25 protein-coding genes and 1 pseudogene are annotated in these 26,357 nt (G+C 62.7%); 12 read left to right on the plus strand and 14 right to left on the minus strand.

Annotated elements, in window-relative coordinates; genetic code table 11:
* The first annotated feature begins 141 nt into the window (after positions 1–141).
* Positions 142–714 carry a xanthine phosphoribosyltransferase gene (locus PP4_RS26850; protein ID WP_003253535.1) on the plus strand — a complete coding sequence of 191 codons (573 nt, stop codon included), beginning with the start codon at positions 142–144 and terminating at the stop codon, positions 712–714.
* A gap of 123 nt (positions 715–837) precedes the next feature.
* Here the strand turns inward: PP4_RS26850 and PP4_RS26855 are convergent, their stop codons facing one another.
* The 6 genes from PP4_RS26855 to dadA all read right to left on the minus strand — a co-directional run bounded on the left by PP4_RS26855 (position 838) and on the right by dadA (position 7,697).
* A complete protein-coding gene (locus PP4_RS26855; protein ID WP_016502211.1) occupies positions 838–2,694 on the minus strand; it encodes an acetyl-CoA hydrolase/transferase C-terminal domain-containing protein in 1,857 nt (618 codons plus the stop codon).
* 690 nt (positions 2,695–3,384) lie between these two features.
* Positions 3,385–3,735, minus strand: coding sequence for an RHS repeat-associated core domain-containing protein (locus tag PP4_RS29645; RefSeq protein ID WP_080642830.1), 351 nt, complete (start codon positions 3,733–3,735; stop codon positions 3,385–3,387).
* A 222-nt stretch (positions 3,736–3,957) separates the two neighbouring features.
* Positions 3,958–4,362, minus strand: coding sequence for a c-type cytochrome (locus PP4_RS26860; RefSeq protein WP_041168151.1), 405 nt, complete (start codon positions 4,360–4,362; stop codon positions 3,958–3,960).
* A gap of 154 nt (positions 4,363–4,516) precedes the next feature.
* Entirely contained in the window at positions 4,517–5,065 is a 549-nt protein-coding gene (locus PP4_RS26865; protein WP_016502213.1) for a cupin domain-containing protein, read from the minus strand.
* Between the two features lie 109 nt (positions 5,066–5,174).
* The gene (gene alr, locus PP4_RS26870; RefSeq protein WP_016502214.1) at positions 5,175–6,248 is read right to left on the minus strand and encodes an alanine racemase; all 1,074 of its coding nucleotides are present in this window, start codon (positions 6,246–6,248) and stop codon (positions 5,175–5,177) included.
* 144 nt (positions 6,249–6,392) lie between these two features.
* Positions 6,393–7,697: a D-amino acid dehydrogenase gene (dadA, locus tag PP4_RS26875; RefSeq protein ID WP_016502215.1), complete on the minus strand. Its 1,305-nt coding sequence runs from the start codon at positions 7,695–7,697 to the stop codon at positions 6,393–6,395.
* 156 nt (positions 7,698–7,853) lie between these two features.
* On the opposite strand from dadA, the gene dadR reads away from it, so the two are divergent.
* On the plus strand, positions 7,854–8,342 hold the full coding sequence (gene dadR / locus PP4_RS26880; RefSeq protein WP_003258963.1) for a transcriptional regulator DadR: 489 nt from the start codon (positions 7,854–7,856) through the stop codon (positions 8,340–8,342).
* A gap of 2 nt (positions 8,343–8,344) precedes the next feature.
* Here dadR and PP4_RS26885 read toward each other — a convergent pair whose 3' ends face one another.
* Entirely contained in the window at positions 8,345–8,698 is a 354-nt protein-coding gene (locus tag PP4_RS26885) for a YkgJ family cysteine cluster protein (protein WP_016502216.1), read from the minus strand.
* A 207-nt stretch (positions 8,699–8,905) separates the two neighbouring features.
* Here PP4_RS26885 and PP4_RS26890 point away from each other — a divergent pair, with 207 nt between their 5' ends.
* Positions 8,906–10,198 (plus strand): NAD(P)/FAD-dependent oxidoreductase, encoded by a 1,293-nt coding sequence (locus PP4_RS26890; protein ID WP_016502217.1) that lies wholly within the window; start codon positions 8,906–8,908, stop codon positions 10,196–10,198.
* A gap of 42 nt (positions 10,199–10,240) precedes the next feature.
* On the opposite strand, the gene PP4_RS26895 is transcribed toward PP4_RS26890, so the two are convergent.
* Complete coding sequence (locus PP4_RS26895) at positions 10,241–10,471, minus strand: DUF1127 domain-containing protein (protein ID WP_016502218.1); 231 nt, start codon at positions 10,469–10,471, stop codon at positions 10,241–10,243.
* A gap of 178 nt (positions 10,472–10,649) precedes the next feature.
* Between PP4_RS26895 and PP4_RS26900 the strand changes: the two genes are divergently transcribed.
* Positions 10,650–12,080, plus strand: coding sequence for an aminotransferase-like domain-containing protein (locus tag PP4_RS26900; RefSeq protein WP_162471776.1), 1,431 nt, complete (start codon positions 10,650–10,652; stop codon positions 12,078–12,080).
* Between the two features lie 59 nt (positions 12,081–12,139).
* Positions 12,140–13,693 (plus strand): phospholipase D family protein, encoded by a 1,554-nt coding sequence (locus PP4_RS26905; RefSeq protein WP_041167938.1) that lies wholly within the window; start codon positions 12,140–12,142, stop codon positions 13,691–13,693.
* A gap of 129 nt (positions 13,694–13,822) precedes the next feature.
* On the opposite strand, the gene PP4_RS26910 is transcribed toward PP4_RS26905, so the two are convergent.
* Both PP4_RS26910 and PP4_RS26915 read right to left on the minus strand, forming a co-directional pair.
* Positions 13,823–14,962 carry an MFS transporter gene (locus PP4_RS26910; RefSeq protein ID WP_016502221.1) on the minus strand — a complete coding sequence of 380 codons (1,140 nt, stop codon included), beginning with the start codon at positions 14,960–14,962 and terminating at the stop codon, positions 13,823–13,825.
* Between the two features lie 202 nt (positions 14,963–15,164).
* Entirely contained in the window at positions 15,165–16,658 is a 1,494-nt protein-coding gene (locus PP4_RS26915) for an aldehyde dehydrogenase (protein WP_016489812.1), read from the minus strand.
* A gap of 196 nt (positions 16,659–16,854) precedes the next feature.
* Here PP4_RS26915 and PP4_RS26920 point away from each other — a divergent pair, with 196 nt between their 5' ends.
* Complete coding sequence (locus PP4_RS26920) at positions 16,855–17,214, plus strand: cupin domain-containing protein (protein ID WP_016502222.1); 360 nt, start codon at positions 16,855–16,857, stop codon at positions 17,212–17,214.
* A gap of 71 nt (positions 17,215–17,285) precedes the next feature.
* On the opposite strand, the gene rpmG is transcribed toward PP4_RS26920, so the two are convergent.
* Positions 17,286–17,441 (minus strand): 50S ribosomal protein L33, encoded by a 156-nt coding sequence (rpmG, locus tag PP4_RS26925; RefSeq protein ID WP_003253507.1) that lies wholly within the window; start codon positions 17,439–17,441, stop codon positions 17,286–17,288.
* An 11-nt stretch (positions 17,442–17,452) separates the two neighbouring features.
* Entirely contained in the window at positions 17,453–17,689 is a 237-nt protein-coding gene (gene rpmB / locus PP4_RS26930; protein WP_003253504.1) for a 50S ribosomal protein L28, read from the minus strand.
* Between the two features lie 361 nt (positions 17,690–18,050).
* Between rpmB and PP4_RS26935 the strand changes: the two genes are divergently transcribed.
* The gene (locus PP4_RS26935) at positions 18,051–19,658 is read left to right on the plus strand and encodes an ABC transporter substrate-binding protein (protein WP_016502223.1); all 1,608 of its coding nucleotides are present in this window, start codon (positions 18,051–18,053) and stop codon (positions 19,656–19,658) included.
* A 61-nt stretch (positions 19,659–19,719) separates the two neighbouring features.
* Here PP4_RS26935 and radC read toward each other — a convergent pair whose 3' ends face one another.
* Positions 19,720–20,400, minus strand: coding sequence for a RadC family protein (gene radC / locus PP4_RS26940; RefSeq protein ID WP_016502224.1), 681 nt, complete (start codon positions 20,398–20,400; stop codon positions 19,720–19,722).
* A gap of 128 nt (positions 20,401–20,528) precedes the next feature.
* Between radC and coaBC the strand changes: the two genes are divergently transcribed.
* The 4 genes and pseudogenes from coaBC to argB all read left to right on the plus strand — a co-directional run bounded on the left by coaBC (position 20,529) and on the right by argB (position 24,649).
* Entirely contained in the window at positions 20,529–21,740 is a 1,212-nt protein-coding gene (coaBC, locus tag PP4_RS26945) for a bifunctional phosphopantothenoylcysteine decarboxylase/phosphopantothenate--cysteine ligase CoaBC (protein WP_016489816.1), read from the plus strand.
* Positions 21,741–21,745: 5 nt separating this feature from the next.
* A complete protein-coding gene (gene dut / locus PP4_RS26950) occupies positions 21,746–22,201 on the plus strand; it encodes a dUTP diphosphatase (RefSeq protein ID WP_016502225.1) in 456 nt (151 codons plus the stop codon).
* Positions 22,202–22,345: 144 nt separating this feature from the next.
* Positions 22,346–23,713 (plus strand): annotated as a pseudogene (locus PP4_RS26955) (phosphomannomutase/phosphoglucomutase); the annotation flags it as partial.
* A 30-nt stretch (positions 23,714–23,743) separates the two neighbouring features.
* On the plus strand, positions 23,744–24,649 hold the full coding sequence (argB, locus tag PP4_RS26960; RefSeq protein ID WP_004575216.1) for an acetylglutamate kinase: 906 nt from the start codon (positions 23,744–23,746) through the stop codon (positions 24,647–24,649).
* Between the two features lie 175 nt (positions 24,650–24,824).
* Here the strand turns inward: argB and pyrE are convergent, their stop codons facing one another.
* Entirely contained in the window at positions 24,825–25,466 is a 642-nt protein-coding gene (gene pyrE, locus PP4_RS26965) for an orotate phosphoribosyltransferase (protein WP_003253405.1), read from the minus strand.
* Between the two features lie 80 nt (positions 25,467–25,546).
* On the opposite strand from pyrE, the gene PP4_RS26970 reads away from it, so the two are divergent.
* A complete protein-coding gene (locus PP4_RS26970; protein ID WP_003253401.1) occupies positions 25,547–26,326 on the plus strand; it encodes an exodeoxyribonuclease III in 780 nt (259 codons plus the stop codon).
* The last annotated feature ends 31 nt before the right edge of the window (positions 26,327–26,357 follow it).

The following is a 26,357-nucleotide window of genomic DNA, read 5'->3' on the forward strand; positions in this document are numbered from 1 at the left end:
CAGAGTTCGACACGCAAGGCGCCGCGACGAGTCGTAGCCCAGCTACGGCGAGGAGCGGCAACGCAGTGTGACGAAGTCTGGCGCCGAAGTTGGGCTTACAAATCGGCCATACAGACCACTAACTACATCGAGGAAAACACAGTGGAAGCACTGCATCAGAAGATTCGCGAAGAAGGCATCGTGCTTTCCGACCAGGTTCTTAAAGTCGACGCGTTTCTCAACCACCAGATCGATCCTGCTCTGATGCAGTTGATCGGTGACGAGTTCGCCCGCTTGTTCGCCGACGCCGGCGTGACCAAGATCGTCACCATCGAAGCCTCGGGCATTGCCCCGGCGGTGATGACCGGCCTGAAGCTGGGCGTACCGGTGATCTTTGCGCGCAAGCACCAGTCGCTGACCCTGACCGAGAACCTGCTGACTGCCTCGGTGTACTCCTTCACCAAGCAGACCGAGAACACCGTGGCCATTTCGCCACGCCACCTCAACAGCAGCGACCGCGTGCTGGTGATCGACGACTTCCTGGCCAACGGCAAGGCGTCGCAGGCGCTGATCTCGATCATCAAGCAAGCCGGTGCCACCGTGGCCGGCCTGGGTATCGTGATCGAGAAGTCGTTCCAGGGCGGCCGTGCCGAGCTGGACAGCCAGGGCTACCGCGTTGAATCGCTGGCCCGGGTGAAGTCGCTGGAAGGCGGCGTGGTCAGCTTCATCGAGTAAGCCTGTACCGGCCCCATCGCCGGCAAGCCAGCTCCCACAGGTACTGCACAAGGCTCGGCCTCTGTGAAACTCCTGTGGGAGCTGGCTTGCCGGCGATGGGCTGCAAAGCAGCCCCGGCAATCTTCAGGTCGCCGCCAACCCTGCCAGCAAAAGCCGCTGATACAGCTCTTCCTTCAATCCCTGCGGAGCGCCCAGCCCCATCCGCTCCAGGTGCCCTTGATACCCCTCCGGCCCCGGCGCATCCAACGCTGCCTTGCCCAGCTCCAGCACCTCGCTCAGCTTGAACTTGCTCTTCAACCAGTTCAGCGCCCGCAACAGGTCGCGCTCTTCAGCTGTGAAGTCCGTCCCCATCGGATACTCCGGGAACAGCCGCGCATGCCGCGCCCTGATCGCCTCCAACCGCTGCGGCGTATTGTCAGTAAAGCGAGCGTCCAGCTCAAAACTCTTGGGCAGCTTGCCGGCCTCTTTTGCCTGCTCGATGAGCCCCTGCTGGAAACGCGAATCGCTCACTGCCAGCAACCGTGCAATCACCTCGCTGTCGGTTTGCCCGCGCAAATCCGCAATGCCGTATTCGGTCACCACGATATCGCGCAGGTGCCGAGGTATGGTGCAGTGGCCATACGTCCAGAACAGGTTTGAGGTCACCTCCCCGCCTGCCTCGCGCCAGCTGCGCAGCAGCAGAATCGAGCGCCCTCCCTCTAGCGCATGGCCTTGGGCGACGAAGTTGTACTGCCCGCCCACGCCACTGAGCACGCGGCCGTCTTCCAGCTGATCGGCCACCCCGGCGCCGAGCAAGGTCATGGCGAACGCCGTGTTGATGAAGCGCGCATCGCGGCGCTGACGTCGCTTGAGTTCTTCCTGCCCGTACAGCTCGTTGATGAAGCTGATACGGGTCATGGCAAAACGTGCGCGCTGTTCGAGTGGCATCTCCCTTAACCGCTGGTAGAACGCCTGCGGGCCAAGGAAAAAGCCGCCATGCACCACTGGCCCCTGCTCATCGGCCGGGCGCCGCAGCAGGCCTGCTTCGGCCAGTACCAGCAGGCCATTGACGAACATCTCGCTGCAGCCGTACAGGCCTTGGGCAAACGTCCCCAGCCCCCCTTCGCGCTCGATCAGCGCATGCCACGGGCCCGTATCCAGCTCGTCGAGCAAGGCGCGGTAGCCTGCATTGTCACCCTGGCGGGCCAGCAACGCGGCGGCAACTGCATCGCCCATGGCACCGATGCCGATCTGCAGGGTGCCGCCATCGCGTACCAGTGTGCTGGCGTGCAGGCCGATGCAGTGGTCCTGGGTGCCCACCGGCATGTTCGGTGTGGAGAACAGGCGACGTTGCTCGGCCTCGTCGATCAGCAGGTCGAACGCATCGATGGGCAGTTCCGCATCGCCGGGCATGTAGGGCAGTTCGGCGTGCACCTGGCCGAGCATGAGTATGGTCTCGCCGGCCGCACGGCGCTTGGAGATCATCGGCAGCAGGTCGAGGGTGATGTCGGGGTTGCAGGCAAGGCTCAGGTGAACAGGCTTTTCAGGTGTGGCGGCCACCAATTGCGCGACCAGGTTCAGGCCCTTGGCGTTGATGTCGCGTGCGGCGTGGCTGTAGTTGCTGCTGATGTAATCCTGCTGGGCAGCCTCGCTGTGTAGCAGGCTGCCGGGCTGCATGAAAAACTGCTCGACGCGGATGTTCGGCGGCAGGCTGGCGTTGCGCAGGTCGGCGAGGTAGTCGAGCTCTTCGTAGTCGGCGAAGACGCGCTCGACGAAGGGTTCGAGAAAGCGCCGCTGCAGGCCATCGCCCAATGGCGGGCGGCCGAGGGACAGCGCGGTGTAGATAGTCAGGCGCCGTTCGGGTAGCTCACGCACCCGGGCGTAGAGGGCGTTGACGAAGGCATTGGGCTTGCCCAGGCCCAGCGGCAGGCCCATGTGGATGTGGGCTGGCAGGCGGGACAAGACCTGCTCGACAGCCTGGTCGATGGAGCAGAGGTGCATCGGGGCCTCCTGAGACATCCATGGGTTCAGGGGTTGGACATGGCACTGGCGGGTTGGTTGCCTGTACCGGCCTGCTCTTCCACAGCCTTGACCGAAGAGAACAGCATTCCGAACTGCCATGGCCTTCGGGGGACGACTACATGCGGGAGGAAGACCATAACCGCCAATTTTCATCTGGAGGCGAATTCATAAACTTTTCGAATGTATCGCTGAGCACCAGTGGAAATTTGACTTCGCGCCTCACAATAACATTTTTATAGGCTGACTCAAGAATCACCATTTCCTCCCTATTGGGCAATTTAAAATGCTTTCCATGAACCCACTCGCTAAAATTCTTTGCGTAGACTCCGTATATTCTGCCATCCCTACCAGCGTAAATACTGGCAACATTGACATATGGCGAAGTATAAAATCCATGCCCATACCACATTACCGTGCCATGTCGAGAATTAAGCCCTGACAGCAGCGTTTTCTCAGCATTCGGGCGCCTGCTGCCGTGATACCCAATCAATTCATAACCTGCAGGAATCTTGGCATCCTGATTGATTGTTATCTTATTGATGGCGGGTGAAAAATTCTCTTCGATTTTTGTATGAACCCTAGTTTCACTAATGTAGCTGCCCCCATACGAATTTACTTTCCCCGGGCCTTTTGCCGTCCTATGGTTTCCCCGTCTCGATAACGACAAGGCTAATTTTTTATCGAAACATTTCCCTGTGGGTCGTGACGATTTACAGGGTCACCCAAACAATACGCATATGAATTCAATCCACCCGCTGCGAAAGGGCTCATCCTGTCCGAGCTAATGAAACGCATCAATCTTGGGTTGAATGCTCGACGACCATTGCCCAATAGATAACAGTCTGTAACAGGATCCCGTCGGTCACCATTAAAACCGAGCAGGGTCTGTGAAATTGAGAGATAGCCATACGGCAAATAGCCTGGATGCCCACGGGCAGTGCCGGGCATCAGCCTTTGCGGCTGCGCCCGACTGCCTGCAGCCTGCTCTGAACAGTTATTGCTCTCCCAGCCCGAATCCATTGCAACGCACCTACCAGCGCAATGACAAGCTTAAGCATTCTCCTGAAGCCCGAAAAACAAAACTGGTAAAAATGCTAGTTATACAGTCACCCGACTCAGACCTAAGCGGGCACCTGCGCTTCCATAGATTCAGGGATGGGACATGGCATTGGCGGGCGAGTACAGACGCCACAAAAACAAAGCCCGCCATCAACGGCGGGCCTCGTGCAATTCAGTTGCTGCTCAAAGCCCGGACATTTTCTTGATCGCCCCTTTCAGGTCGTCATCCGAGCAGTCCGCGCAAGTGCCTTTGGGTGGCATGGCGTTGATGCCGGTAATGGCCTTGGCCAGGATGCCATCCAGGCCGCCCTGATGGTCAGCGCGTTCTTTCCACGCGGCGGTATCGCCAATCTTCGGCGCGCCGAGCAGACCGCTGCCATGGCAAGCATTGCAGTGCTTGGCGATGATCTCATCTGGGGTCTTGGCACCCCCGCCCCCCGCTGCAACAGCCACTTCCATGCCTTTGCATTCCTGGCCCTGGACGCACACCTGGCCAACCGGCTCCAGGCGTTTGGCAATGTCGTCATTGGTCGCAGCGGTTGCGCTCATTGCCCAGAGGGCGAATACGGCTGCTGGTACGGCCAGCATCTTCTTGATTTGGTTCACGCGAACACCCTCATGGTGGCTAATCACGCTCGCGGCCACGGAACGGCGAGCGTTGAAAAGTATAGCGGGAACCCAGAGGCCGTGAAACGACCCTACACGGGAAAGGGGTATTGCCGAATCAATGCACTGCGCTGGATCAAAAGTTTGAAGGCGTCGCCGCACTGATCAGGCGCGCAGGCTGGTTGAAAGGGTTGCGAAAGCGGTGCGGGCGGGTGCTTTCGAAGTAGTAGCTGTCGCCTTCTTCAAGGATGAAGATCTCGTTGCCGACCACCAGCTCCAGCCGCCCTTCGAGCAGGATGCCGGTTTCCTCGCCGTCATGGGTGAGCATCTCGGCACCGGTGTCGGCACCTGGCGGATACACCTCGGTGAGAAACGCGATGGCACGGTTGGGGTGCGACTTGCCGACCAGCTTCATGGTCACCGCGCCATCCGAGATATCAATCAGCTCGTGGGCCTTGTAGACGATTTGCGCGGGGCTTTCAGGTTCCAGCTCGACTGAAAAGAACTCGACCATGGACATGGGAATGCCGCTCAACACCTTGCGCAGCGAGCTGATAGAAGGGCTCACGCTGTTCTTCTCGATCATCGAGATGGTGCTGTTGGTCACGCCGGCACGCTTGGCGAGTTCACGCTGGGACAGGCCCTTGAGCTTGCGGATGACTTGCAGTCGTTCGCCGACGTCCAAAGCTGGAGCCTCCTGAAACGGTGGTAAAGGGGGTGGATGTGAACGATATCATGGCAATGCCGTTCAGTATTTACAACACACCGCCCTGCAACCTGTCCGCTTCAGCGTTTCATTCGCCGATGTAGTCCCGAGGTACCCGTTTCAGATTGCAGAAGATCTGGTAGGGAATGGTGCCCGCTTGCGCGGCTACTTCGCTGGCCAGCACCTGCTTGCCCCACAATTCGACCGGGCTGCCGACGGTGGCTTGCGGCACGTCGGTCAGGTCGATGTTGAGCATGTCCATCGACACCCGGCCGATCAGCTGGGTGCGCTGGCCGGCGACCAGCACCGAGGTGCCGTTGGGCGCCTGGCGTGGGTAGCCATCGGCATAGCCCATGGCGACCACGCCAACACGGGTTGGCCGTGGGCTGACGAACTTGGCGCCGTAGCCCACCGGCTCGCCGGCAGGCAGCTCGCGCACGCTGATGACCCGCGATTGCAGGGTCATCACCGGTTGCAGGCGTGCGGCCTGGGCCTGGGGCACTTCGAACGGCGTGGCGCCGTACAGCATCAGGCCTGGGCGTACCCAATCGCCGGGCGCTTGCGGCCAGCCCAGCACGCCGGGTGAGTTACGCAGGCTGCACTCGGCAGCCAGGCCCTGGCGGGCGGCTTCGAACACGGCGATCTGCTGGGCGGTGGCGTCGGCATCCAGTTCGTCAGCGCGGGCAAAGTGGCTCATCAGCACGATGCGCGAAACCTTGCCGCTGGCCAGCAGGCGCTGGTAGGCGTCATGGTAGTCCTTGGGGTGCAGGCCGACGCGGTGCATGCCGCTGTCCAGCTTCAGCCAAATGGTGAGCGGCTTGTGCAGCTGGGTCTTCTCGATGGCTTCCAGCTGCCACAGCGAGTGCACCACGCACCACAGGTCGTGCTCGGCAATCAGCGCCAGCTCGCTGGCTTCGAAGAAGCCTTCCAGCAACAGCACCGGGGCCTTGATACCGGCGGCGCGCAACTCCAGCGCCTCTTCGATGCAAGCCACGGCAAAGCCGTTGGCTTCGGCCTCCAGGGCCAGGGCGCAGCGTACGGCACCGTGGCCATAGGCGTCGGCCTTGATCACTGCGAGGGCTTTGGCACCGGTCAGTTCACGGGCCAGACGGTAGTTGTGGCGCAGGGCCTGGAGGTCGATCAGGGCGCGGGCGGGACGCATGGCGGCTGCCTTATGGTGGTTCGGGTTGAAATCGGTGTTGGATTCTTCGCGGGCTCGCCCGCTCCCACAGGAGCATCACAGGTATTGAAAACTGTGCAGTACCTGTGGGAGCGGGCGAGCCCGCGAAAAGGCCGGTACAGGCTATTACTGCTGGTGAACCGGCGCGCCCTGCCCTTGCTTGGTCGCTTCCCGGCTGTTGCCATAACGGGAAATGTCCAGGCCTTCGGCACTGATCTGCGGTTTCTTGCGCGCAATCAGGTCGGCCAGCAGGCGACCGGAGCCGCACGCCATGGTCCAGCCCAGGGTACCGTGACCGGTGTTCAGGAACAGGTTGCGGAACGCCGTGGCACCAACGATCGGCGTGCCGTCCGGGGTCGCCGGGCGCAGGCCGGTCCAGAAACTGGCCTGGCTCAGGTCACCACCGCGAGGATAAAGGTCGTTGACGATCATCTCCAGCGTTTCGCGCCGACGCGGGTTCAGCGACAGGTCAAAACCGGCAATTTCAGCCATGCCGCCAACCCGGATACGGTTGTCGAAACGGGTGATCGCGACCTTGTAGGTCTCGTCGAGAATGGTCGAAGTCGGGGCCATGTCGCCGTTGGTGATCGGTACGGTCAGCGAGTAGCCCTTCAGCGGGTACACCGGCGCCTTGATGCCCAGGGGCTTGAGCATCTGCGGCGAGTAGCTGCCCAGCGCCAGCACGTAGCGGTCGGCGGTTTCCAGCTTGCCGTCGATCCACACGCCATTGATGCGGTCGCCCGCGAAGTCCAGGCGTTGGATGTCCTGGCCAAAACGGAACTCCACACCCAGCTTGATGGCCATGTCGGCGAGCTTGGTGGTGAACATCTGGCAGTCGCCGGTCTGGTCGTTAGGCAGCCGCAGGGCGCCGGCCAGAATGTCCTTCACGCCAGCCAGGGCGGGTTCGACCCGGGCAATACCCTCGCGGTCCAGCAGTTCGTAAGGCACGCCGGACTGCTCGAGCACGGCAATATCCTTGGCCGCGGCATCCACCTGGGCCTGGGTGCGGAACAGCTGGGTGGTACCCAAAGAGCGGCTTTCGTAGGCAATGCCGGTTTCGGCGCGCAGTTCGTCCAGGCAGTCGCGGCTGTACTCGGACAGGCGCACCATGCGCTCCTTGTTCACCGCGTAACGGCTGGCGGTGCAGTTGCGCAGCATCTGTGCCATCCACAGGTACTGGTCGACGTCGCCGGTGAGCTTGATGGCCAGGGGAGCGTGGCGCTCCAGCAGCCACTTGATGGCCTTCAGCGGCACGCCTGGGGCGGCCCAGGGCGAGGCATAGCCGGGCGAGATCTGGCCGGCGTTGGCAAAACTGGTTTCCATGGCCACCGCCGGCTGGCGGTCGACCACCGTCACTTCGAAACCTTGCCGGGCCAGGTAGTAGGCACTGGCGGTTCCGATTACACCGCTACCAAGTACCAGAACTCGCATCGTTATATCCCTCACACGCGGCACGCCGCAGACTTTTATTGATATGGCATGAATGGGCGCAGTATAGGAATTTGAGACCAGTGCAATTCACTATATAAAAGCCTATTATTGGCGAGAATTCTCGGCAAAATCGCCTTTCACGGAGGGGCATCCCCTATGAGAACCCAGCACCAGAGCAAGCGTGAACTGGACAAGATCGACCGTAACATCCTGCGGATCCTGCAGAATGACGGGCGTATTTCCTTCACCGAACTGGGCGAGAAAGTTGGGCTGTCCACCACCCCTTGCACCGAGCGGGTACGCCGCCTGGAGCGCGAGGGCATCATCATGGGCTACAACGCCCGCCTGAACCCGCAGCACCTCAAGGGCAGCCTGCTGGTGTTCGTGGAAATCAGCCTGGACTACAAGTCGGGCGACACCTTCGAGGAGTTCCGCCGCGCGGTCTTGAAGCTGCCCCACGTGCTGGAATGCCACTTGGTGTCAGGTGACTTCGACTACCTGGTGAAGGCGCGCATTTCGGAGATGGCGTCGTACCGCAAGCTGCTTGGCGACATCCTGCTGAAGCTGCCGCACGTGCGCGAATCGAAGAGCTACATCGTGATGGAAGAGGTGAAAGAAAGCCTCTGCCTGCCGATCCCGGACTGAGGCTAGACCAGCACCTGCCGGGTTGTGGCGATGAACTGGTGCACGAGTTGCTCGGCTGCTGGCTCGATCATCGGCTCAGGGCCACGGCCACGCGGGCAGGCCATGCGTGGCGTGGTGCCAAACAGGCGGCAGATCATCGGGCGCTCTTCATACACCGTACAACCGTTGGGGCCCAGGTGCACACAGTCCAGGCGCTCCAGGGCAGCTGCCTGCTCGGCCTGGGACTTGCGCGGCAGGCGGGCCATTTCTTCTGTCGACGTGGTGACCGGGCCGCAGCAGTCGTGGCAGCCGGGCTCGCACTCGAACGAGGGGATGAGTTCGCGCAGGAAGTGGATCTTGTGGCGGTTGCAGGACATGACCAAGTACAAAGCTGATGGAAAAGTTGGATTATAAGCCCATTCGCAGGCTTGCCCGCTCCCACAGGTAACTCGCAGGTCTCAGATTGTAGAGTACCTGTGGCAGCGGGCGAGCCCGCGAACGAGGGCGCAGCCCTCGCCTTGTTGCCCACTACCCCACCCCGACTTATCCTCCTCCCCTAGCCCACCAGCCTCAGGACCAACCCCATGATCCACAGCGCGCAGCATGCCGCCTCCTACTACGCCGCCAGCAGCGCGCCACACCCTGACTACTCCTTCCTGCAGGGCGAGCACAGCACCGATGTATGCATCGTCGGCGGCGGCTACTCGGGCCTGAACACTGCCATCGAACTGGCCGAACGCGGCCTGTCGGTCATCCTGCTGGAAGCGCGCAAACTGGGCTGGGGCGCCAGCGGGCGCAATGGCGGGCAGTTGATCCGCGGCGTCGGCCACGGCCTGGAACAGTTTCTGCCGGTGATAGGCGAGGAAGGCGTGCGCAGCATGAAGCTGATGGGCCTGGAGGCCGTGCAGATCGTACGCGAGCGGGTCGAGAAGCATGCCATCGCCTGCGACCTGACCTGGGGCTACTGCGACCTGGCCAACAAGCCGGCCGAGCTGCTGGGCTTTGCCGAAGACGCTGAAGAACTGCGCAGCCTGAGCTACGCGCATGAGCTGCGGCTGGTCGGCAAGGACGATATCCACAGCGTGGTCGGCGCCGACTGCTATGTGGGCGGGCTGATCGACATGGGCTCCGGCCACCTGCACCCGCTCAACCTGGCCTTGGGTGAAGCGGCCGTGGCCAGCAGCCTGGGCGTAAAGCTGTTCGAGCAGTCCGAGGTTACCCGCATCGACTACGGCCCCGAAGTGCAGGTGCATACCGCCCAGGGCCGGGTACGCGCCAAGACCTTGGTGCTGTGCTGCAACGCCTACCTCAATGGCCTCAACCGCGAGCTGGGCGGCAAGGTGCTACCGGCCGGCAGCTACATCATCGCCACCGAACCGCTCGGCGAAGAGCGCGCCCGCACGTTGCTGCCACAGAACATGGCGGTATGTGACCAGCGCGTGGCGCTGGATTACTACCGCCTGTCCGCCGACCACCGCCTGCTGTTCGGCGGTGCCTGCCACTATTCAGGCCGCGACCCGAAAGACATCGCCGCCTACATGCGCCCGAAGATGCTCCAGGTATTCCCGCAGCTGGCCGACGTGCGTATCGACTACCAGTGGGGCGGCATGATCGGCATTGGCGCCAACCGCCTGCCGCAGGTGGGCCGCCTGGCCAGCCAGCAGAACGTGTATTACGCCCAGGCTTACTCAGGCCATGGGCTCAACGCCACCCACCTGGCCGCGCGCCTGCTGGGCGAGGCCATCAGTGGCCAGGAAAGCGGGCGTTTCGATCTGTTCGCCAAAGTGCCGCATATCACCTTCCCCGGCGGCAAGCACCTGCGCTCGCCGCTACTGGCGCTGGGCATGCTGTGGCACAGGCTTAAAGAGCTGATCTGAAAACTGACGCGGTCGGTGTAGGACCGGCCTTGCGTCTCGTTGTTAGTCTTTCCAGAAGGGTTTACGCCCTTCGGTACGGGCCTGCTCCCAGCTCAGCCCGACATCGCGCAACTCGTCATCCGTCAGCTGCAGCAGCGCCCTACGGGTGTGCCAGCGATGCAGCATCAGCCCCCAACGCCCAAGCCCTTCCGGCGCGTTGAATACCTTGGCCTGCTGCCCGGCTTCCAGTTCCCTGGCCATCAGTTGCAAGCGCACATCGCTCATGCCGCCCATCACCGCACCCTCTCGTTCAGTTGATACCGTGGAGACAGGATGCGCGTCGGCACCATCGACAATACAGATCCAATACAGCCTTATTATTCCCATACAGAATTGGCCGTCGGCCGACTGAATGCTGTATTTTCAGCCCAACTGTACCGGTCGCTATGCCAATGCAGCGCAGGAGTATGCCGTGACCCTCTACCTGAACCTGGCCGAACTGCTCGGCGCCCGTATCGAGCAAGGCCTGTATCGCCCCGGCCAGCGCCTGCCATCGGTGCGCGCCCTGAGTGTGGAACACGGAGTAAGCCTGAGCACCGTGCAGCAGGCCTATCGCATGTTGGAAGACGGCGGCATGGTCTCGCCCAAGCCCAAATCCGGCTACTTCGTCAGCGACCGCCGCCACCTGCCAGCGCTGCCCGCCGTCAGCCGCCCGGCCCAGCGCCCGGTGGATATCTCGCAGTGGGAACAAGTGCTGGAGCTGATCCGCAGCACGCCGCGCCAGGATGTGGTCCAGCTCGGCCGTGGCATGCCCGACATCAACAGCCCTACCCTCAAGCCGCTGTTGCGTAGCCTGGCTCAGCTGAGCCGGCGCCAGGACATGCCTGGCCTGTATTACGACAACATCCACGGCAACCTGGCCCTGCGTGAGCAGGTGGCGCGGCTGATGCTCGACTCCGGTTGCCGCCTGAGCCCGGCCGACCTGGTCGTGACCACCGGTTGCCACGAGGCGCTGTCGTGCAGCATTCGTGCGGTCTGCGAGCCAGGCGACATCGTCGCGGTCGACTCGCCCAGCTTCCACGGTGCCATGCAAACCCTGAAGGGCCTGGGCATGAAGGCGCTGGAAATCCCCACAGACCCGGTGACCGGCATCAGCCTGGAGGCATTGGAACTGGCGCTGGAACAGTGGCCGATCAAGCTCATCCAGATCACCCCCAGCTGCAACAACCCGCTCGGCTACATCATGCCCGAGGCCCGCAAGAAGGCCCTGCTGAGCCTGGCCCAGCGCTACGACGTGGCGATTCTGGAGGACGATGTGTACGGCGACCTGGCGTACACCTACCCGCGCCCGCGTACGCTCAAGTCGTTCGACGACGATGGCCGCGTGCTGTTCTGCAGCTCGTTTTCCAAGACCCTCGCCCCCGGCCTGCGGGTAGGCTGGGTGGCGCCCGGGCGCTACCTGGAGCGGGTGCTGCACATGAAGTACATCAGCACCGGCAGCAGCGCCAGCCAGCCGCAGCTGGCCATCGCCGACTTCATCGCCGGCGGCCACTACCAGCCCCACGTGCGGCGCATGCGCAGCCAATACCAGCGTGGCCGAGACCTGATGAGCGAATGGGTAAACAGCTACTTCCCGCCGGGCACCCGCGTCAGCCGCCCCCAAGGTGGCTTCATGCTGTGGGTGGAACTACCCGAACATTTCGATACGCTGCGCCTGAACCGGGCTTTACTGGAGCAAGGTGTGCAAGTTGCGGTGGGCAGCATCTTCTCGGCCTCGGGCAAGTTTCGCCACTGCCTGCGCATGAACTTCGCCGCGCGGCCGACGCCGCAGATCGAGGCTGCCGTGCGCAAGGTAGGGGAAACCGCCCTTCGTCTACTGGATGAAGAAAGCGCTAACGCGTAACTTTGCGCCGCCCGCCACGGTCCAACCTCAAAGCCCTTGCTGCACAGGACGATCCACCCTTGAGACTCCAGCACACCTTGCCTCTGCTGCTGGTGCTGCTGCTCGGCCTTGCCGGCTGCGCCAGCGTCAGCTCGCCCCGCGAAACCAGCCAGGCGCTGCCCGCCAATGACTCCGCCTTCGGCCGCTCGGTACTGCGCCAGGCAGCACCCTATGGCGGCCGTTCGGGCTTTCGCCTGCTGCCCAACAGCAATGAAGCGTTCCGCGCCCGTGCCGAACTGATCCGCAACGCCCAAGCGAGCATCGACCTGCAGTACTACATCGTCCACGACGGCCTCAGCACCCGCGCCCTGGTGCATGAACTGCTGCGTGCCGCCGACCGTGGCGTGCGTGTGCGCATCCTGCTGGACGACACCACCAGCGATGGCCTGGACACCATCATGGGCACCCTCGATGCCCACCCCAACATCCAGATCCGCGTGTTCAACCCGCTGCACCTGGGCCGCAGCACAGGCGTAACGCGCGCCATGGGCCGGCTGTTCAACCTGTCGCGCCAGCACCGGCGCATGCACAACAAGCTGTTCCTGGTGGACAACAGCATGGCGATTGTCGGCGGGCGTAACCTGGGCGACGAGTATTTCGATGCCGAGCCCAACCTCAACTTCACCGACATCGACCTGCTGGGTATAGGCCCGGTGGCCGAGCAGTTGGGGCACAGTTTCGACCAATACTGGAACAGCGCCCTCAGCCGGCCGATCACCGACTTCCTCTGGCGTGAGCCGGATGCCAACGACCTGCGTGCCAGCCGCCATCGCCTGGAAGTGTCCCTGGCCGAGGCGCGCACCCAGCGCAAAGCCCTGTATGACCGGTTAATGGCCTACCAGTCGCAACCGCGCCTCGATGTGTGGCGCAACGAGCTGATCTGGGCACACGCCCAAGCGCTATGGGATGCCCCAAGCAAGGTGTTGGCTGACGACGAGCCAGACCCGCAACTGCTGCTGAGCCAGCAACTGGCACCAGACCTGGCCAACGTGCACCACGAGCTGATCCTGGCTTCGGCCTACTTTGTGCCGGGTGAACCGGGGCTGCTGTACCTGACCGGCCGCGCCGACGCCGGCGTTTCGGTGAAACTGCTGACCAACTCGCTGGAAGCCACCGACGTGCCGGCGGTGCATGGCGGCTATGCACCCTATCGCCGGGCCTTGCTTGAGCACGGGGTGGAGCTTTACGAGCTTCGCCGCCAGCCAGGCGATCCCAGCGCAGGGCGGTTGAGCTTCCGTGGGAGCTCGGATTCGAGCCTGCACACCAAGGCGATCGTTTTCGACCGGCGCAAGACCTTCATAGGCTCGTTCAACTTCGACCCACGTTCAGTGCTGTGGAACACCGAGGTCGGGGTGCTGGTAGACAGCCCGGAGCTGGCCGAATACACACGCGAACTGGCCCAACAGGGCATGGCGCCCGCGCTGAGCTATCAGGTGAAATTGATGGGTGACAAGCTGGTGTGGGCCACCGAGGACAATGGCCAGCGGCACGTACTGACGTCTGAACCGGGTGGGATGTGGCGGCGGTTCAATGCCTGGATCAGCAAGGCGGTTGGCTTGGAGAAGATGTTGTAGCCGCTATCGTTGGGGCTGCTTCGCAGCCCATCGCGACACAAGGCCGCTCCCACAAGGGTACGGTGTACACCGATCAATGTGGGAGCGGCCTTGCGTCGCGAAAGGGCCGCAAAGCGGCCCCAAAATCCATCAGGCAGAAACCGGTTCAAACGCCCCACGCCGCTGAGTCAACACCACCAGCCCCGCAGCCCCCGCCGCCATCAGCCACAGCAGCGCATGCCCACTGACCCACTGGCTCCCCGCCCCCGCCAGCAACGGCCCGAGCAGGCAACCAATACCCCACAGCTGCGCAACATGGGCGTTGGCCCGCACCAGCGCATCATCACGGTAGCGCTCGCCAATCAGCACCAGCGACAAGGTGAACAAGCCCCCTGCACTGGCCCCGAACAACACCCACAATGGCCAGATCGCCGGGGTATGCAGCAAGAGCGGAATCGCCAGGCTGGACACCAGCAACGTCACCGCGCAGCCGGTGAACAGGGTGCGGCGCGACATATGATCGGCCAACGCGCCGATGGGCAACTGCAGCACCGCATCCCCCACCACCACGGTACTGACCATGAACAGGGCGATCTCGGTGGTGAAGCCCTGCTGCAGGCAATACACCGGCAGCAAGGTAAGGATCATCGCCTCGAACGAAGCGAACAGGGCAATGGCCCAGGCGATCACCGGCAAACGCCGGCAGAAACGGAACAGGTCGCCGAAGGTAACGTTGCAGGCTTCCGTGCTCGGTGCACCGCCACGCCCCAGCAGGATCAGCGGCGCGACCAGCAGCAGGCCCGTCGCGGCCCAGAAACCGAAGTCGTCATCGGAGCCGAGAAAGCCCAGCACCAGCGGCCCGGCCAGCTGGCTCAAGGCGTAGCTGCTGCCGTACAACGCCACCAGGCGGCCACGCCACTGCTCGACCACCAGCTGATTGATCCAGCTTTCGCCGAGGATGAACACCACGGTCAGGGACATGCCGATCATCAGCCGCAGCAGCAGCCACAGCGGGTAGCTTGGCAACAGGGCCAGCAGGCCGATCGACAGCGCCCCACCCCACAGGCACAGGCGCATCGCCGAGGGCACGCCAACCCAGCCTGCCAGGCGGCTGGCCAGGCTGGCACCGGCCAGTACGCCCAGCGCCGGCATCGCCGCCATCACACCGATGGCAAAGCTGCCGTAGCCCCAGGCCTCCAGGCGCAGGGACACCAGCGGCATGCTCACGCCAAGCGCCAGCCCGACACTGAGCACCGATGCCAGTACGGCGAAGTAGGTACCCCAACGCATTGCAGCCTCCCAGGCAGAATTCGTGAACAGCAAAAACGACGAAGCCGGGTCAGCGTGAGCCGACCCGGCTATTGTTGGGGCTGCTGTGCAGCCCATCGCCGGCAAGCCGGGCTCCCACAGGTACAACGGAGGCCTTGCGGGCTGCGAAGAACCTGTGGGAGCTGACTTGCCGGCGATTGGGCCGCAACGCGGCCCCCTGGAGTTACAGCTTGATCCAGGTCGCCTTCAGCTCGGTGTATTTCTCCAGCGCATGCAGCGACTTGTCACGGCCGTTGCCCGACTGCTTGAAGCCACCGAACGGTGCGGTCATGTCGCCGCCGTCGTACTGGTTGACCCAGACGCTGCCAGCGCGCACGGCACGGGCGGTCTTGTGGGCCTTGGAAATGTCCGACGTCCAGATGCCAGCGGCCAGGCCGTATGGCGTGTCGTTGGCAATGGCGATGGCCTCTTCGGCGGTGTCGAAGGCAATCACCGACAGCACCGGGCCGAAGATTTCTTCCTGGGCAATGCGCATGGCATTGGTCACGCCGTCGAAGATGGTCGGCTCGACGTAGGTGCCGCCAGTCTCTTCCAGGGTGCGCTTGCCGCCGGCCAGCAGCTTGGCGCCGTCCTTGTGGCCAGCCTCGATGTACGACAGCACGGTGTTCATCTGCTGGGTGTCAACCAGGGCACCAACAGTGGTCTGCGGGTCCAGCGGGTTGCCTGGCTTCCAGCCTTTCAGGGCCTCGACCACCATCGGCAGGAACTTGTCCTTGATCGAACGCTCGACCAGCAGGCGCGAGCCTGCGGTGCACACTTCGCCCTGGTTGAAGGCGATGGCGCTGGCAGCGGCTTCGGCAGCAGCTTGCAGGTCCGGCGCGTCGGCGAAGACGATGTTCGGGCTCTTGCCACCGGCTTCCAGCCAGATGCGCTTCATGTTCGATTCGCCTGCGTACACCATCAGCTGCTTGGCGATCTTGGTCGAACCTGTGAACACCAGGGTGTCGACGTCCATGTGCAGGGCCAGGGCCTTGCCTACGGTGTGGCCATAGCCTGGCAGCACGTTCAGCACGCCAGCCGGGATACCGGCTTCGATCGCCAGTTGGGCGATGCGGATGGCGGTCAGCGGCGATTTTTCGGACGGCTTGAGCACCACCGAGTTACCGGTAGCCAGCGCTGGGCCGAGTTTCCAGCAGGCCATCAGCAGCGGGAAGTTCCACGGTACGATGGCACCGACCACACCTACCGGCTCGCGGGTAACCAGGCCAAGCTGGTCATGCGGGGTCGGGGCGACTTCGTCGTAGACCTTGTCGATGGCTTCGGCAGTCCAGTGAATGGCTTGCGCCGCACCCGGGATGTCGATGCTGGAGGAGTCGCCAATCGGCTTGCCCATGTCCAGGGTTTCAAGCAGCGCCAGCTCTTCAACGTTCTTGCGCAGCAGGTCGGCGAAGCGGATCAGCTTGGCCTTGCGCTTGGCCGGGGCCAGCTGCGACCACACGCCAGCGTTGAAGGTGGCGCGGGCGTTTTCCACAGCGCGGTTGGCATCGGCCAGGTCGCAGCTGGCAACCTTGGCCAGGAAGCGTCCGTCGACCGGGCTCAGGCACTCGAAGGTTTCACCGGATGCGGCATCGGTGTATTCGCCGTTGATGAAGGCGCGGCCTTCGATCTTCAGTTGCTGGGCACGTTGTTCCCAGTCCGCACGGGTCAGGGTAGTCATACGAAACTCCTCCTCTTGTTTAGGTGCAACGCCGCACTGAGGACTCACAGGCGTTGTCAGAATTCTGGCCGGGCGACGAGCGCACACTGGCAAGCGATACCCTAAACCAGCCGGTGTAAACTATCAATATATTTGACACGAAAGGCTCAAAAGCCTACTGATGTTCATTTTATTAAACAAAAACAGGAGCCGCACCATGAGAATCGACAGCATCATCGACTTCGCGCAGGTCATCACCGAGGCCGAACGCTACCGCCCGGCGGCGGAAAAAATCCTCAAGGGCGAGCCAGACCAAGCGGTCTATAACCACTACTCCAGCCCTTGCGGGCAGTTTGCCGCGGGCGTATGGGAAGGTGAGGTGGGGCAGTGGACGGTGAACTACACCGAGCACGAGTACTGCGAGATCGTCCATGGCGTTTCGGTGCTGCGCGACCAGGACGGGGGTGCCAAGACCCTGCGTACCGGTGATCGGTTTGTCATCCCGGCCGGTTTCAAGGGCACCTGGGAGGTGCTGGAGCCTTGCCGCAAGATCTATGTGATGTTCGAGCAGAAATGATCTGACGCCCGTGCAGCCATAAAAAAACCCGCGTCCTTTCGGATGCGGGTTTTTTTCAGGTCGCCGATCAATTACTTGATCTTGGCTTCCTTGTACACCACGTGCTTGCGAACAACCGGATCATATTTCTTGATCTCGATTTTGTCCGGGGTGGTGCGCTTGTTCTTGTCGGTGGTGTAGAAGTGGCCGGTACCGGCACTCGAAACCAGACGGATCAATTCACGCATGATGTTCTCCCTTAAACCTTGGCGCCAGCTTTACGGATGTCAACCAGAACGGCGTCGATGCCGCGCTTGTCGATGATACGCATGCCCTTGGCGGAAACGCGCAGACGCACGAAACGCTTCTCGGATTCAACCCAGAAACGGTGGTGCTGCAGGTTCGGCAGGAAACGACGACGGGTTTTGTTGTTTGCGTGGGAAATGTTGTTCCCGGTTACTGGACCCTTACCAGTAACTTGACAGACTCTCGACATGACTCAGCCCTCTAAAACCACATGCCCAACCCGGCATGGGTTGGCCGCTTAATCTCTCAGTCTTTGGCGCCTGGGCGCCGTGATTCTGGAGGTCTTATCGACCGGATCCGCTTATGCGACAGGCCGAGCCCCTAGAAAAGAGCGCTGCTTTATACCAGAAAGACTTGCCTGCAACAACAGTAGATACACATTGCCGCAAGCCAGAACGCGCCGGGCCAGCATAGCGGCAGGCCCCGTCAGCCGTCGACCGCTCGTCGCCATATTTGTAAAAAAGGGTGTGGTCATTTACCGGCAGGCACACTAGGGTAGGCCTTTTCCAGACTGCACTGGCAGATGGGCCACCGACAGCCAAGGAGCCACCATGCGTGCTGCCGCCCTTTCCTTATTGATCAACTCACTGTTCGCCGCCGGCGCCCTGTTCGCTGCCGGCGTAGCCCAGGCCGCGCCGCTGAGCGTTTGCAGCGAAGCCAGCCCCGAAGGCTTTGACGTGGTGCAGTACAACTCGCTGACCACCACCAACGCCACAGCTGACGTGTTGATGAACCGCCTGGTGGAGTTCGACGCGGCGCAAGGCAAGGTGGTGCCGAGCCTGGCAGCCAGCTGGACAGTGTCGGCCGAAGGGCTGGTGTATGATTTCACCCTGCGCGATGGCGTGAAATTCCACACCACCCCCTACTTCAAGCCAGGCCGTGAGCTGAACGCCGACGACGTGCTGTTCAGCTTCCAGCGCATGCTCTACCCCGCCCATGCCTGGCACAAGACCGCACCGGGTGGCTACCCGCATGCCCAGTCGCTGCAACTGGGCAGCCTGATCAAGGCAATCGAGGCGCCGGCGCCAAACACCGTGCGCTTCACCCTCAGCCACCCGGACGCCACATTCCTGGCCACGCTGAGCATGGGCTTCGCCTCGATCTACTCCGCCGAATATGCCGACAAGCTGCTGAAGGCCGGCACGCCCGAGAAGCTCAACAACCAGCCGATCGGCACCGGGCCGTTCGTCTTCCAGCGCTTCCAGAAAGACGCCGTGGTGCGCTATCGCGCCAACCCTGACTACTTTGCCGGCAAGCCGGCGGTCGACCCGCTGATTTTCGCCATCACCACCGATGCCAACGTGCGCCTGCAGAAGCTCAAGCGTGGCGAGTGCCAGGTGGCCCTGTCGCCCAAGCCGCTGGACATTGCCGAAGCGGGCAAGGACGGCAACCTCAAGGTGGCCACCACCCCGGCCTTCATGACCGCCTTCGTCGCCATCAACAGCCAGCACCCGCCACTGGACAAACCGGAAGTGCGCCAGGCCATCAACCTGGCGTTCGACAAGCAGGCCTACCTCAAGGCCGTGTTCGAAGGCTCCGCAGTGGCCGCCAACGGCCCCTACCCGCCCAGCACCTGGAGCTATGCCAAGGACCTGCCCGGCTACCCGCTGGACCTGAAGAAAGCCAAGGCCCTGCTGACCAAGGCCGGCCTGGGCGATGGCTTCAGCACTACCATCTGGACCCGCCCGTCGGGCAGCCTGCTCAACCCCAACCCCAGCCTTGGCGCGCAGATGCTGCAGGCCGACCTGGCCAAGATCGGCGTCAAGGCCGAGATCCGCGTAATCGAATGGGGCGAGTTGATCCGCCGCGCCAAGGCCGGCGAGCACGACCTGCTGTTCATGGGCTGGGCGGGCGACAACGGCGACCCGGACAACTTCCTCAGCCCGCAGTTTTCCTGCGCTGCGGTCGAGTCGGGGACCAACTTTGCCCGCTTCTGCGACAACCGCCTGGACCAGCTGATCAGCGCCGGGCGCACCACCAACGACCAGAGTGTGCGTAGCCGGCTGTACCAGCAGGCGCAGACGTTGATCCAGCAACAGGCGCTGTGGGTACCGCTGGCGCACCCGAAGGCGGCGACGCTGCTGCGCCAAGGTGTGGAGGGGTACCAGGTGAGCCCCTTCGGGCGGCTGGATTTCAGCAAGGTGTCGGTGACCAAGTAACCCTGTGCTGGCCTTCTCGCGGGCTTGCCCGCGAGAGGGCCAGCACAGGCAGTACCAAGGCCTAAGCCACAATCCACCCATTCTCGACCATCGACAACGGCTCCCCGTCGCCGATGATGATGTGGTCCAGCACCCGCACGTCGATCAACGCCAACCCCCGCTTCAGCGACAAGGTCAGATGCACATCGTCCTGGCTCGGCTCGTTGTTGCCTGAAGGGTGGTTGTGGCACAGGATCATCGCCGCCGCGTTGTGCAGCAGTGCCCGGCGCACTACCTCCCGTGGGTAGACACTGGCCCGGTCTATCGTGCCCCTGAACAGGATCTCAAACGCCAATGGGCGGTGCTTGGTATCCAGAAACAGGCAACCGAACACCTCACTGATCTCATGGCGCAACATGGCCTTGAGATAGCGCCGCACCGCCGCTGGTCCCTCTAGCGCCGGTGCGCGCTCGAGGTTCTCATCCAGATAACGCCGACCAATCTCCAACAGCGCCTGTAACTGTGCGTATTTCACAGTGCCAATGCCCGGCTCGCGCAGCACCGCTTCGCGTTCGGCCTCAAGAAACTGCCTCAGCCCGCCAAAACGCACCAGCAGCCCTCGCGCAAGGTCCAGCACATTGCGCCCGGCAACCCCCGAGCCCAGCAATACGGCGAGCAACTCTGCATCCGAGAGCGCAGCAGCCCCGCGCAGCAGCAACTTCTCCCGCGGCCGTTCTTGCGCCGGCCATTCCCTGATATTCATCCCCGCCCCCTGCCCTTGCTGCGGCCCATTTCGACCCTGTGTTAATCTATTTCGCCTCGTACATGCGACGTACTGCCGCAGGCAATTTCAAACGTCGCCGCCCGCTCTCACTGGAAAAAGGCAAGCCTATGCAGCGGCTGTATCGCAAGCGCATCGTTCTCGGCGTGGGTGGCGGCATTGCCGCCTACAAAAGCGCCGAGCTGATCCGCCGTCTCCTGGAGCACGGCGCGCAGGTGCGCGTCGTCATGACCCGTGGTGGTGCCGAGTTCATCACCCCGCTGACCCTGCAGGCGCTGTCGGGCCACCCGGTGCACATGGACCTGCTTGACCCTGCCGCAGAAGCGGCCATGGGCCATATCGAACTGGCCAAGTGGGCCGACCTGGTGCTGATCGCCCCGGCCACGGCCGACCTCATGGCGCGCATGGCCCAAGGCATGGCCGACGACCTGCTGACCACGCTGGTGCTGGCCACTGACGCCACCGTCGCCGTAGCCCCGGCCATGAACCAGGCCATGTGGCGCGACCCGGCTACCCAGGCCAACCTCGAACTGCTCAAGAGCCGTGGCATCCAGGTGTTCGGCCCGGCGTCCGGCAGCCAGGCCTGTGGCGACGTGGGCCTGGGCCGCATGCTCGAAGCCACCGACCTGGCCTGGTGCGCCGCAGAAAGCTTCAAGCGCCAGGCGCTGACCGGCAAGCACGTGCTGATCACCGCCGGCCCGACCCAGGAAAACATCGACCCGGTGCGCTACATCACCAATCATAGCTCCGGCAAGATGGGCTTCGCCTTGGCCGAAGCGGCTGCCGAGGCCGGGGCTCGGGTCACCCTCGTTACCGGCCCTGTGCACCTGCCAACCCCCGACCGGGTCAGCCGCATCGACGTGGTCAGCGCGCGGGACATGCTCGCGGCCTGTGAAGCGGCCATGCCGTGCGACCTGTTCATCGCCTCGGCGGCGGTTGCGGACTACCGCCCGGAGGTCGTTGCCACGCAAAAGTTGAAGAAAGATCCTACGACCGGCGACGGCATGCTGCTGCAGATGGTGCGCAATCCCGATATCCTTGCCACCATTGCTGGCCGCAGCGACCGCCCGTTCAGCGTCGGCTTCGCCGCCGAAACCGAACACCTGCTCGATTACGCCACGCGCAAGCTCAAGGACAAGAACCTCGACCTGATCGTCGCCAATGATGTGGCCAACCCCAGCATCGGCTTCAACAGCGAAGAAAACGCCTTGACCGTGATCGACCGCCAGCAGCACCAGACCCTCTTCGCGCAGACCAGCAAGGGCAAGATCGCCCGGCAACTGGTCGCCTTCATCGCCGATCGGCTCAATCAGGTTCAATAAGTTACATGCACGCTCTTCAAGCCAAGATCCTCGACCCACGCCTGGGTACCGAATTCCCCCTGCCGGCCTACGCCACCCCCGGCTCCGCCGGCCTGGACCTGCGCGCCCTGCTCAAGGAGGACACCGTCCTCGAGCCAGGCCAGACCCTGCTGATCCCTACCGGCCTGTCGATCTACATCGGCGACCCGGGCCTGGCGGCGATGATCCTGCCGCGCTCGGGCCTGGGCCATAAGCACGGCATCGTGCTGGGCAACCTGGTCGGCCTGATCGACTCGGACTACCAAGGCGAGCTGATGGTGTCGTGCTGGAACCGTGGCAATACGCCGTTCACCATCGCGGTTGGCGAACGTATCGCCCAGCTGGTGCTGGTCCCGGTGGTACAGGCCCACTTCAACATCGTCGAAGCGTTCGATGAAAGCCAGCGTGGCGCTGGCGGCTTCGGTCACTCTGGCAGCCACTGAGCCGGCAAATGACCGTTCAGGCCAAGGATGGCGAACTCTCTGGCGAAAGCACCGTCCAAGCGTTCAGTTTGCGCCTGCCCAGACAGCCTTTGACTAATGGAGCTTCCAGAGATGAACGATATGGCCCACCTGGTCCCCGCCGCACTACCCGACAGCATTTTCCGCGCGTATGACATCCGCGGCGTGGTCGGCAAAACCCTCCACGCCGAAACCGCCTACTGGATCGGCCGCGCCATCGGCGCGCAGAGCCTGGCCCAGGGTGAACCGCAGGTTTCTGTAGGCCGCGATGGCCGCCTGTCGGGCCCAATGCTGGTCGAACAGCTGATCAAGGGCCTGGTCGACGCCGGTTGCCAGGTCAGCGACGTCGGCCTGGTGCCCACCCCGGCGCTGTACTACGCGGCCAACGTGCTGGCCGGCAAGTCGGGCGTGATGCTGACCGGCAGCCACAACCCGTCAGACTACAACGGTTTCAAGATCGTCATCGCCGGCGACACCCTGGCCAATGAACAGATCCAGGCCCTGCTGAGCCGCCTGAAAACCAACGACCTGACCTTGGCCGAAGGCCGCGTGGAAAAAGTCGAAATCCTGGAGCGTTATTTCCAGCAGATCGTCAGCGACGTGAAACTGGCCAAAAAACTCAAAGTAGTGGTGGACTGCGGCAACGGCGCTGCCGGCGTGGTCGCGCCGCAGCTGATCGAAGCCCTGGGCTGTGAAGTGATCCCGCTGTTCTGCGAGGTCGACGGCAACTTCCCCAACCACCACCCGGACCCGGGCAAGCCGGAAAACCTCGAAGACCTGATCGCCAAGGTCAAGGAGACCGGTGCCGACATCGGCCTGGCCTTCGACGGTGACGGCGACCGCGTCGGCGTGGTGACCAACACCGGCAGCATCGTCTACCCGGACCGCCTGCTGATGCTGTTTGCCCAGGACGTGCTGGCACGCAACCCGGGCGCCGAGATCATCTTCGACGTCAAATGCACCCGTCGCCTGACCCCGCTGATCGAACAGCACGGCGGCCGCGCACTGATGTGGAAGACCGGCCATTCGTTGATCAAGAAGAAGATGAAACAGACCGGTTCGCTGCTGGCCGGCGAAATGAGCGGTCACATCTTCATCAAGGAACGCTGGTACGGTTTCGATGATGGTATCTACAGCGCTGCGCGCCTGCTGGAGATCCTCAGCAAGGCCGGGCAGAGCGCCGAAAACCTGTTTGCCGCCTTCCCGAACGATATTTCCACGCCGGAAATCAATATTGATGTGACCGACGAGGGTAAATTCAGCATCATTGATGCACTGCAACGCGACGCCGACTGGGGCGCAGCCAGCCTGACCACCATCGACGGTGTGCGGGTCGACTATCCCCACGGCTGGGGCCTGGTTCGCGCCTCCAACACCACCCCGGTGCTGGTGCTGCGCTTCGAGGCCGATAGCGACGCCGAGTTGCAACGTATCAAGGACGTTTTCCGTACCCAGTTGCTGCGGGTTGAGCCTGAGCTGCAACTGCCGTTCTGACCGACTATCTGTTCCTTACAGGAGCCCTGCATGACCCTCGATCGCGATGCCGCTTCCCATGTAGCCGAGGTTTTGTCCGAAGCACTGCCTTACATCCGCCGCTTTGTCGGCAAGACCCTGGTGATCAAGTACGGCGGCAACGCGATGGAAAGCGAGGAGCTGAAAACAGGCTTCGCCCGTGACATCGTGCTGATGAAGGCTGTGGGCATCAACCCGGTGGTGGTCCACGGTGGTGGCCCGCAGATCGGCGACCTGCTCAAGCGCCTGTCGATCGAAAGCCACTTCATCGACGGCATGCGTGTCACCGACTCGGCGACCATGGACGTGGTGGAGATGGTGCTGGGTGGCCAGGTCAACAAGGACATCGTCAACCTGATCAACCGCCACGGCGGCAGCGCCATCGGCCTGACCGGCAAGGACGCGGAGCTGATCCGCGCCCGCAAGCTGACCGTCAGCCGCCAGACGCCTGAGATGACCACCCCCGAAATCATCGACATCGGCCACGTGGGCGAAGTGGTGAGCGTGAACACCGACCTGCTGAACATGCTGGTGAAGGGTGACTTCATCCCGGTGATCGCGCCGATCGGCGTGGGCGCCAACGGTGAGTCATACAACATCAACGCCGACCTGGTGGCGGGCAAGGTAGCCGAGGCGCTGAAAGCCGAGAAGCTGATGCTGCTGACCAACATCGCCGGCCTGATGGACAAGCAGGGCCAGGTACTGACCGGCCTGACCACCGAGCAGGTCAACGAACTGATCGCCGACGGCACCATCTACGGCGGAATGCTGCCGAAGATCAAGTGCGCACTGGATGCGGTGCAGGGCGGCGTGAACAGCTCGCACATCATCGACGGCCGCGTACCGAACGCGGTGCTGTTGGAAATCTTCACCGACAGCGGCGTGGGTACCCTGATTACCAATCGCAAGCCACGCTGATCGTTGACCTGTCCCGGCCTCATCGCCGGCAAGCCAGCTCCCACAGGATCTTCATCGCGCTCAAAGGCAGCGCGGTACCTGTGGGAGCGGGCAAGCCCGCGAAGAGGCAGGAACTGGCGGCACAAAAAAAGGCGACCTTCACACGAAGGTCGCCTTTTTATTTACCCGGCCAGGATCAGATCCCGTACTGCGCCCGGTAAGCCTCGACAGCCGGCAGATGCTGCTTGAGCTGTGGGTCATCGGCCAGGAACTCCAGCACCTGGGTCAGCGAAACGATGCTGACCACCGGGATACCGAAGTCGCGTTCCACTTCCTGGATCGCCGACAGTTCGCCATTGCCACGCTCTTCGCGGTTCAGCGCGATCAGCACGCCAGCGGCCTTGGCCTGCTGGGCGTTGATGATCTGCATGACCTCGCGGATAGCGGTACCGGCGGTGATCACGTCGTCGATGATCAGCACATCACCGGCCAGCGGCGCGCCGACCAGGCTGCCGCCTTCGCCGTGGTCCTTGGCTTCCTTGCGGTTGAAGCACCATGGCACGTCGAGCTGATGTTGATCGGCAAGGGCCACGGCAGTGGTCGCCGCCAGAGGGATACCCTTGTAGGCCGGGCCGAACAGCACGTCGAACGGGATCTTGCTGTCGACGATGGCTGCGGCATAGCACCGCCCCAGCTCGGCCAATGCAGAACCGGTGTTGAACAGGCCGGCATTGAAGAAATACGGGCTGGTACGCCCCGATTTCAGGGTGAATTCACCGAAACGCAGTACCCCGCGATCGATGGCAAAACGGATAAAGTCGCGCTGATACGGCTGCATGAATAGTCCCGGACACCACGGATTTAGCTAAATGGGTTGAGCTCGGGTATCATACACGCACGAGATTTTTGGGGCCATTTATGCGGATCATCAGTGTGAACGTAAATGGCATTCAGGCTGCGGCCGAGCGTGGTTTGCTCAGCTGGCTACAAGCCCAGAATGCCGACGTCATCTGCCTTCAGGATACCCGCGCCTCGGCCTTTGAACTCGATGACCCAGCTTTCCAGCTCGATGGCTATTTCCTTTATGCCTGCGACGCGGAGGTGCCTGCCCAAGGTGGTGTGGCCCTTTACTCGCGCATGCAGCCCAAGGCAGTCATCACCGGCCTGGGCTTCGAGACAGCCGACCGCTACGGGCGTTACCTGCAAGCAGATTTCGACAAAGTCAGTATTGCCAGCCTGCTGCTGCCTTCGGGCATGAACGGCGACGAAGACTTGAACCAGAAGTTCAAGTTGATGGACGACTTCGCCAAGTACCTGGACAAACAGCGTCGCAAACGTCGCGAATACATCTACTGCGGCTCGTTCTACGTGGCGCAGCAGAAGCTCGATATCAAGAACTGGCGTGACAGCCAGCAGTCGCCGGGCTTCCTGGCGCCGGAACGCGCCTGGATGGATGCGATCACCGGTGAGATGGGTTACGTCGATGCCCTGCGCGAAGTCAGCCGTGAAGGCGACCAGTACAGCTGGTGGCCGGACAACGAGCAGGCCGAGATGCTCAACCTGGGCTACCGGTTCGACTACCAGATCCTCACCCCGGGCCTGCGCCGCTTCGTGCGCAACGCCCGCCTGCCGCGTCAGCCGCGCTTCTCCCAGCATGCGCCGCTGATCGTGGACTATGACTGGACGTTGACCATCTGATTGCTGTTCAAACACGAAAAAGCCGACATTG

Origin of the sequence: Pseudomonas putida NBRC 14164 (assembly GCF_000412675.1) — a bacterium.
Lineage (GTDB): Bacteria > Pseudomonadota > Gammaproteobacteria > Pseudomonadales > Pseudomonadaceae > Aquipseudomonas > Aquipseudomonas putida.

Excerpts from the sequence above, each read along its gene's own strand:
- PP4_RS26855 (WP_016502211.1), bottom strand. The coding sequence starts at position 2,694 with ATGCACCTCTGCTCCATCGACCAGGCTGTCGAGCAGGTCTTGTCCCGC.
- PP4_RS29645 (WP_080642830.1), bottom strand. The coding sequence starts at position 3,735 with ATGGATTCGGGCTGGGAGAGCAATAACTGTTCAGAGCAGGCTGCAGGC.
- PP4_RS26860 (WP_041168151.1), bottom strand. The coding sequence starts at position 4,362 with ATGCTGGCCGTACCAGCAGCCGTATTCGCCCTCTGGGCAATGAGCGCA.
- alr (WP_016502214.1), bottom strand. The coding sequence starts at position 6,248 with ATGCGTCCCGCCCGCGCCCTGATCGACCTCCAGGCCCTGCGCCACAAC.
- dadA (WP_016502215.1), bottom strand. The coding sequence starts at position 7,697 with ATGCGAGTTCTGGTACTTGGTAGCGGTGTAATCGGAACCGCCAGTGCC.
- dadR (WP_003258963.1), top strand. The coding sequence starts at position 7,854 with ATGAGAACCCAGCACCAGAGCAAGCGTGAACTGGACAAGATCGACCGT.
- PP4_RS26885 (WP_016502216.1), bottom strand. The coding sequence starts at position 8,698 with ATGTCCTGCAACCGCCACAAGATCCACTTCCTGCGCGAACTCATCCCC.
- PP4_RS26890 (WP_016502217.1), top strand. The coding sequence starts at position 8,906 with ATGATCCACAGCGCGCAGCATGCCGCCTCCTACTACGCCGCCAGCAGC.
- PP4_RS26895 (WP_016502218.1), bottom strand. The coding sequence starts at position 10,471 with ATGGGCGGCATGAGCGATGTGCGCTTGCAACTGATGGCCAGGGAACTG.
- PP4_RS26910 (WP_016502221.1), bottom strand. The coding sequence starts at position 14,962 with ATGCGTTGGGGTACCTACTTCGCCGTACTGGCATCGGTGCTCAGTGTC.
- PP4_RS26915 (WP_016489812.1), bottom strand. The coding sequence starts at position 16,658 with ATGACTACCCTGACCCGTGCGGACTGGGAACAACGTGCCCAGCAACTG.
- PP4_RS26920 (WP_016502222.1), top strand. The coding sequence starts at position 16,855 with ATGAGAATCGACAGCATCATCGACTTCGCGCAGGTCATCACCGAGGCC.
- rpmG (WP_003253507.1), bottom strand. The coding sequence starts at position 17,441 with ATGCGTGAATTGATCCGTCTGGTTTCGAGTGCCGGTACCGGCCACTTC.
- rpmB (WP_003253504.1), bottom strand. The coding sequence starts at position 17,689 with ATGTCGAGAGTCTGTCAAGTTACTGGTAAGGGTCCAGTAACCGGGAAC.
- PP4_RS26935 (WP_016502223.1), top strand. The coding sequence starts at position 18,051 with ATGCGTGCTGCCGCCCTTTCCTTATTGATCAACTCACTGTTCGCCGCC.
- radC (WP_016502224.1), bottom strand. The coding sequence starts at position 20,400 with ATGAATATCAGGGAATGGCCGGCGCAAGAACGGCCGCGGGAGAAGTTG.
- coaBC (WP_016489816.1), top strand. The coding sequence starts at position 20,529 with ATGCAGCGGCTGTATCGCAAGCGCATCGTTCTCGGCGTGGGTGGCGGC.
- dut (WP_016502225.1), top strand. The coding sequence starts at position 21,746 with ATGCACGCTCTTCAAGCCAAGATCCTCGACCCACGCCTGGGTACCGAA.
- argB (WP_004575216.1), top strand. The coding sequence starts at position 23,744 with ATGACCCTCGATCGCGATGCCGCTTCCCATGTAGCCGAGGTTTTGTCC.
- pyrE (WP_003253405.1), bottom strand. The coding sequence starts at position 25,466 with ATGCAGCCGTATCAGCGCGACTTTATCCGTTTTGCCATCGATCGCGGG.
- PP4_RS26970 (WP_003253401.1), top strand. The coding sequence starts at position 25,547 with ATGCGGATCATCAGTGTGAACGTAAATGGCATTCAGGCTGCGGCCGAG.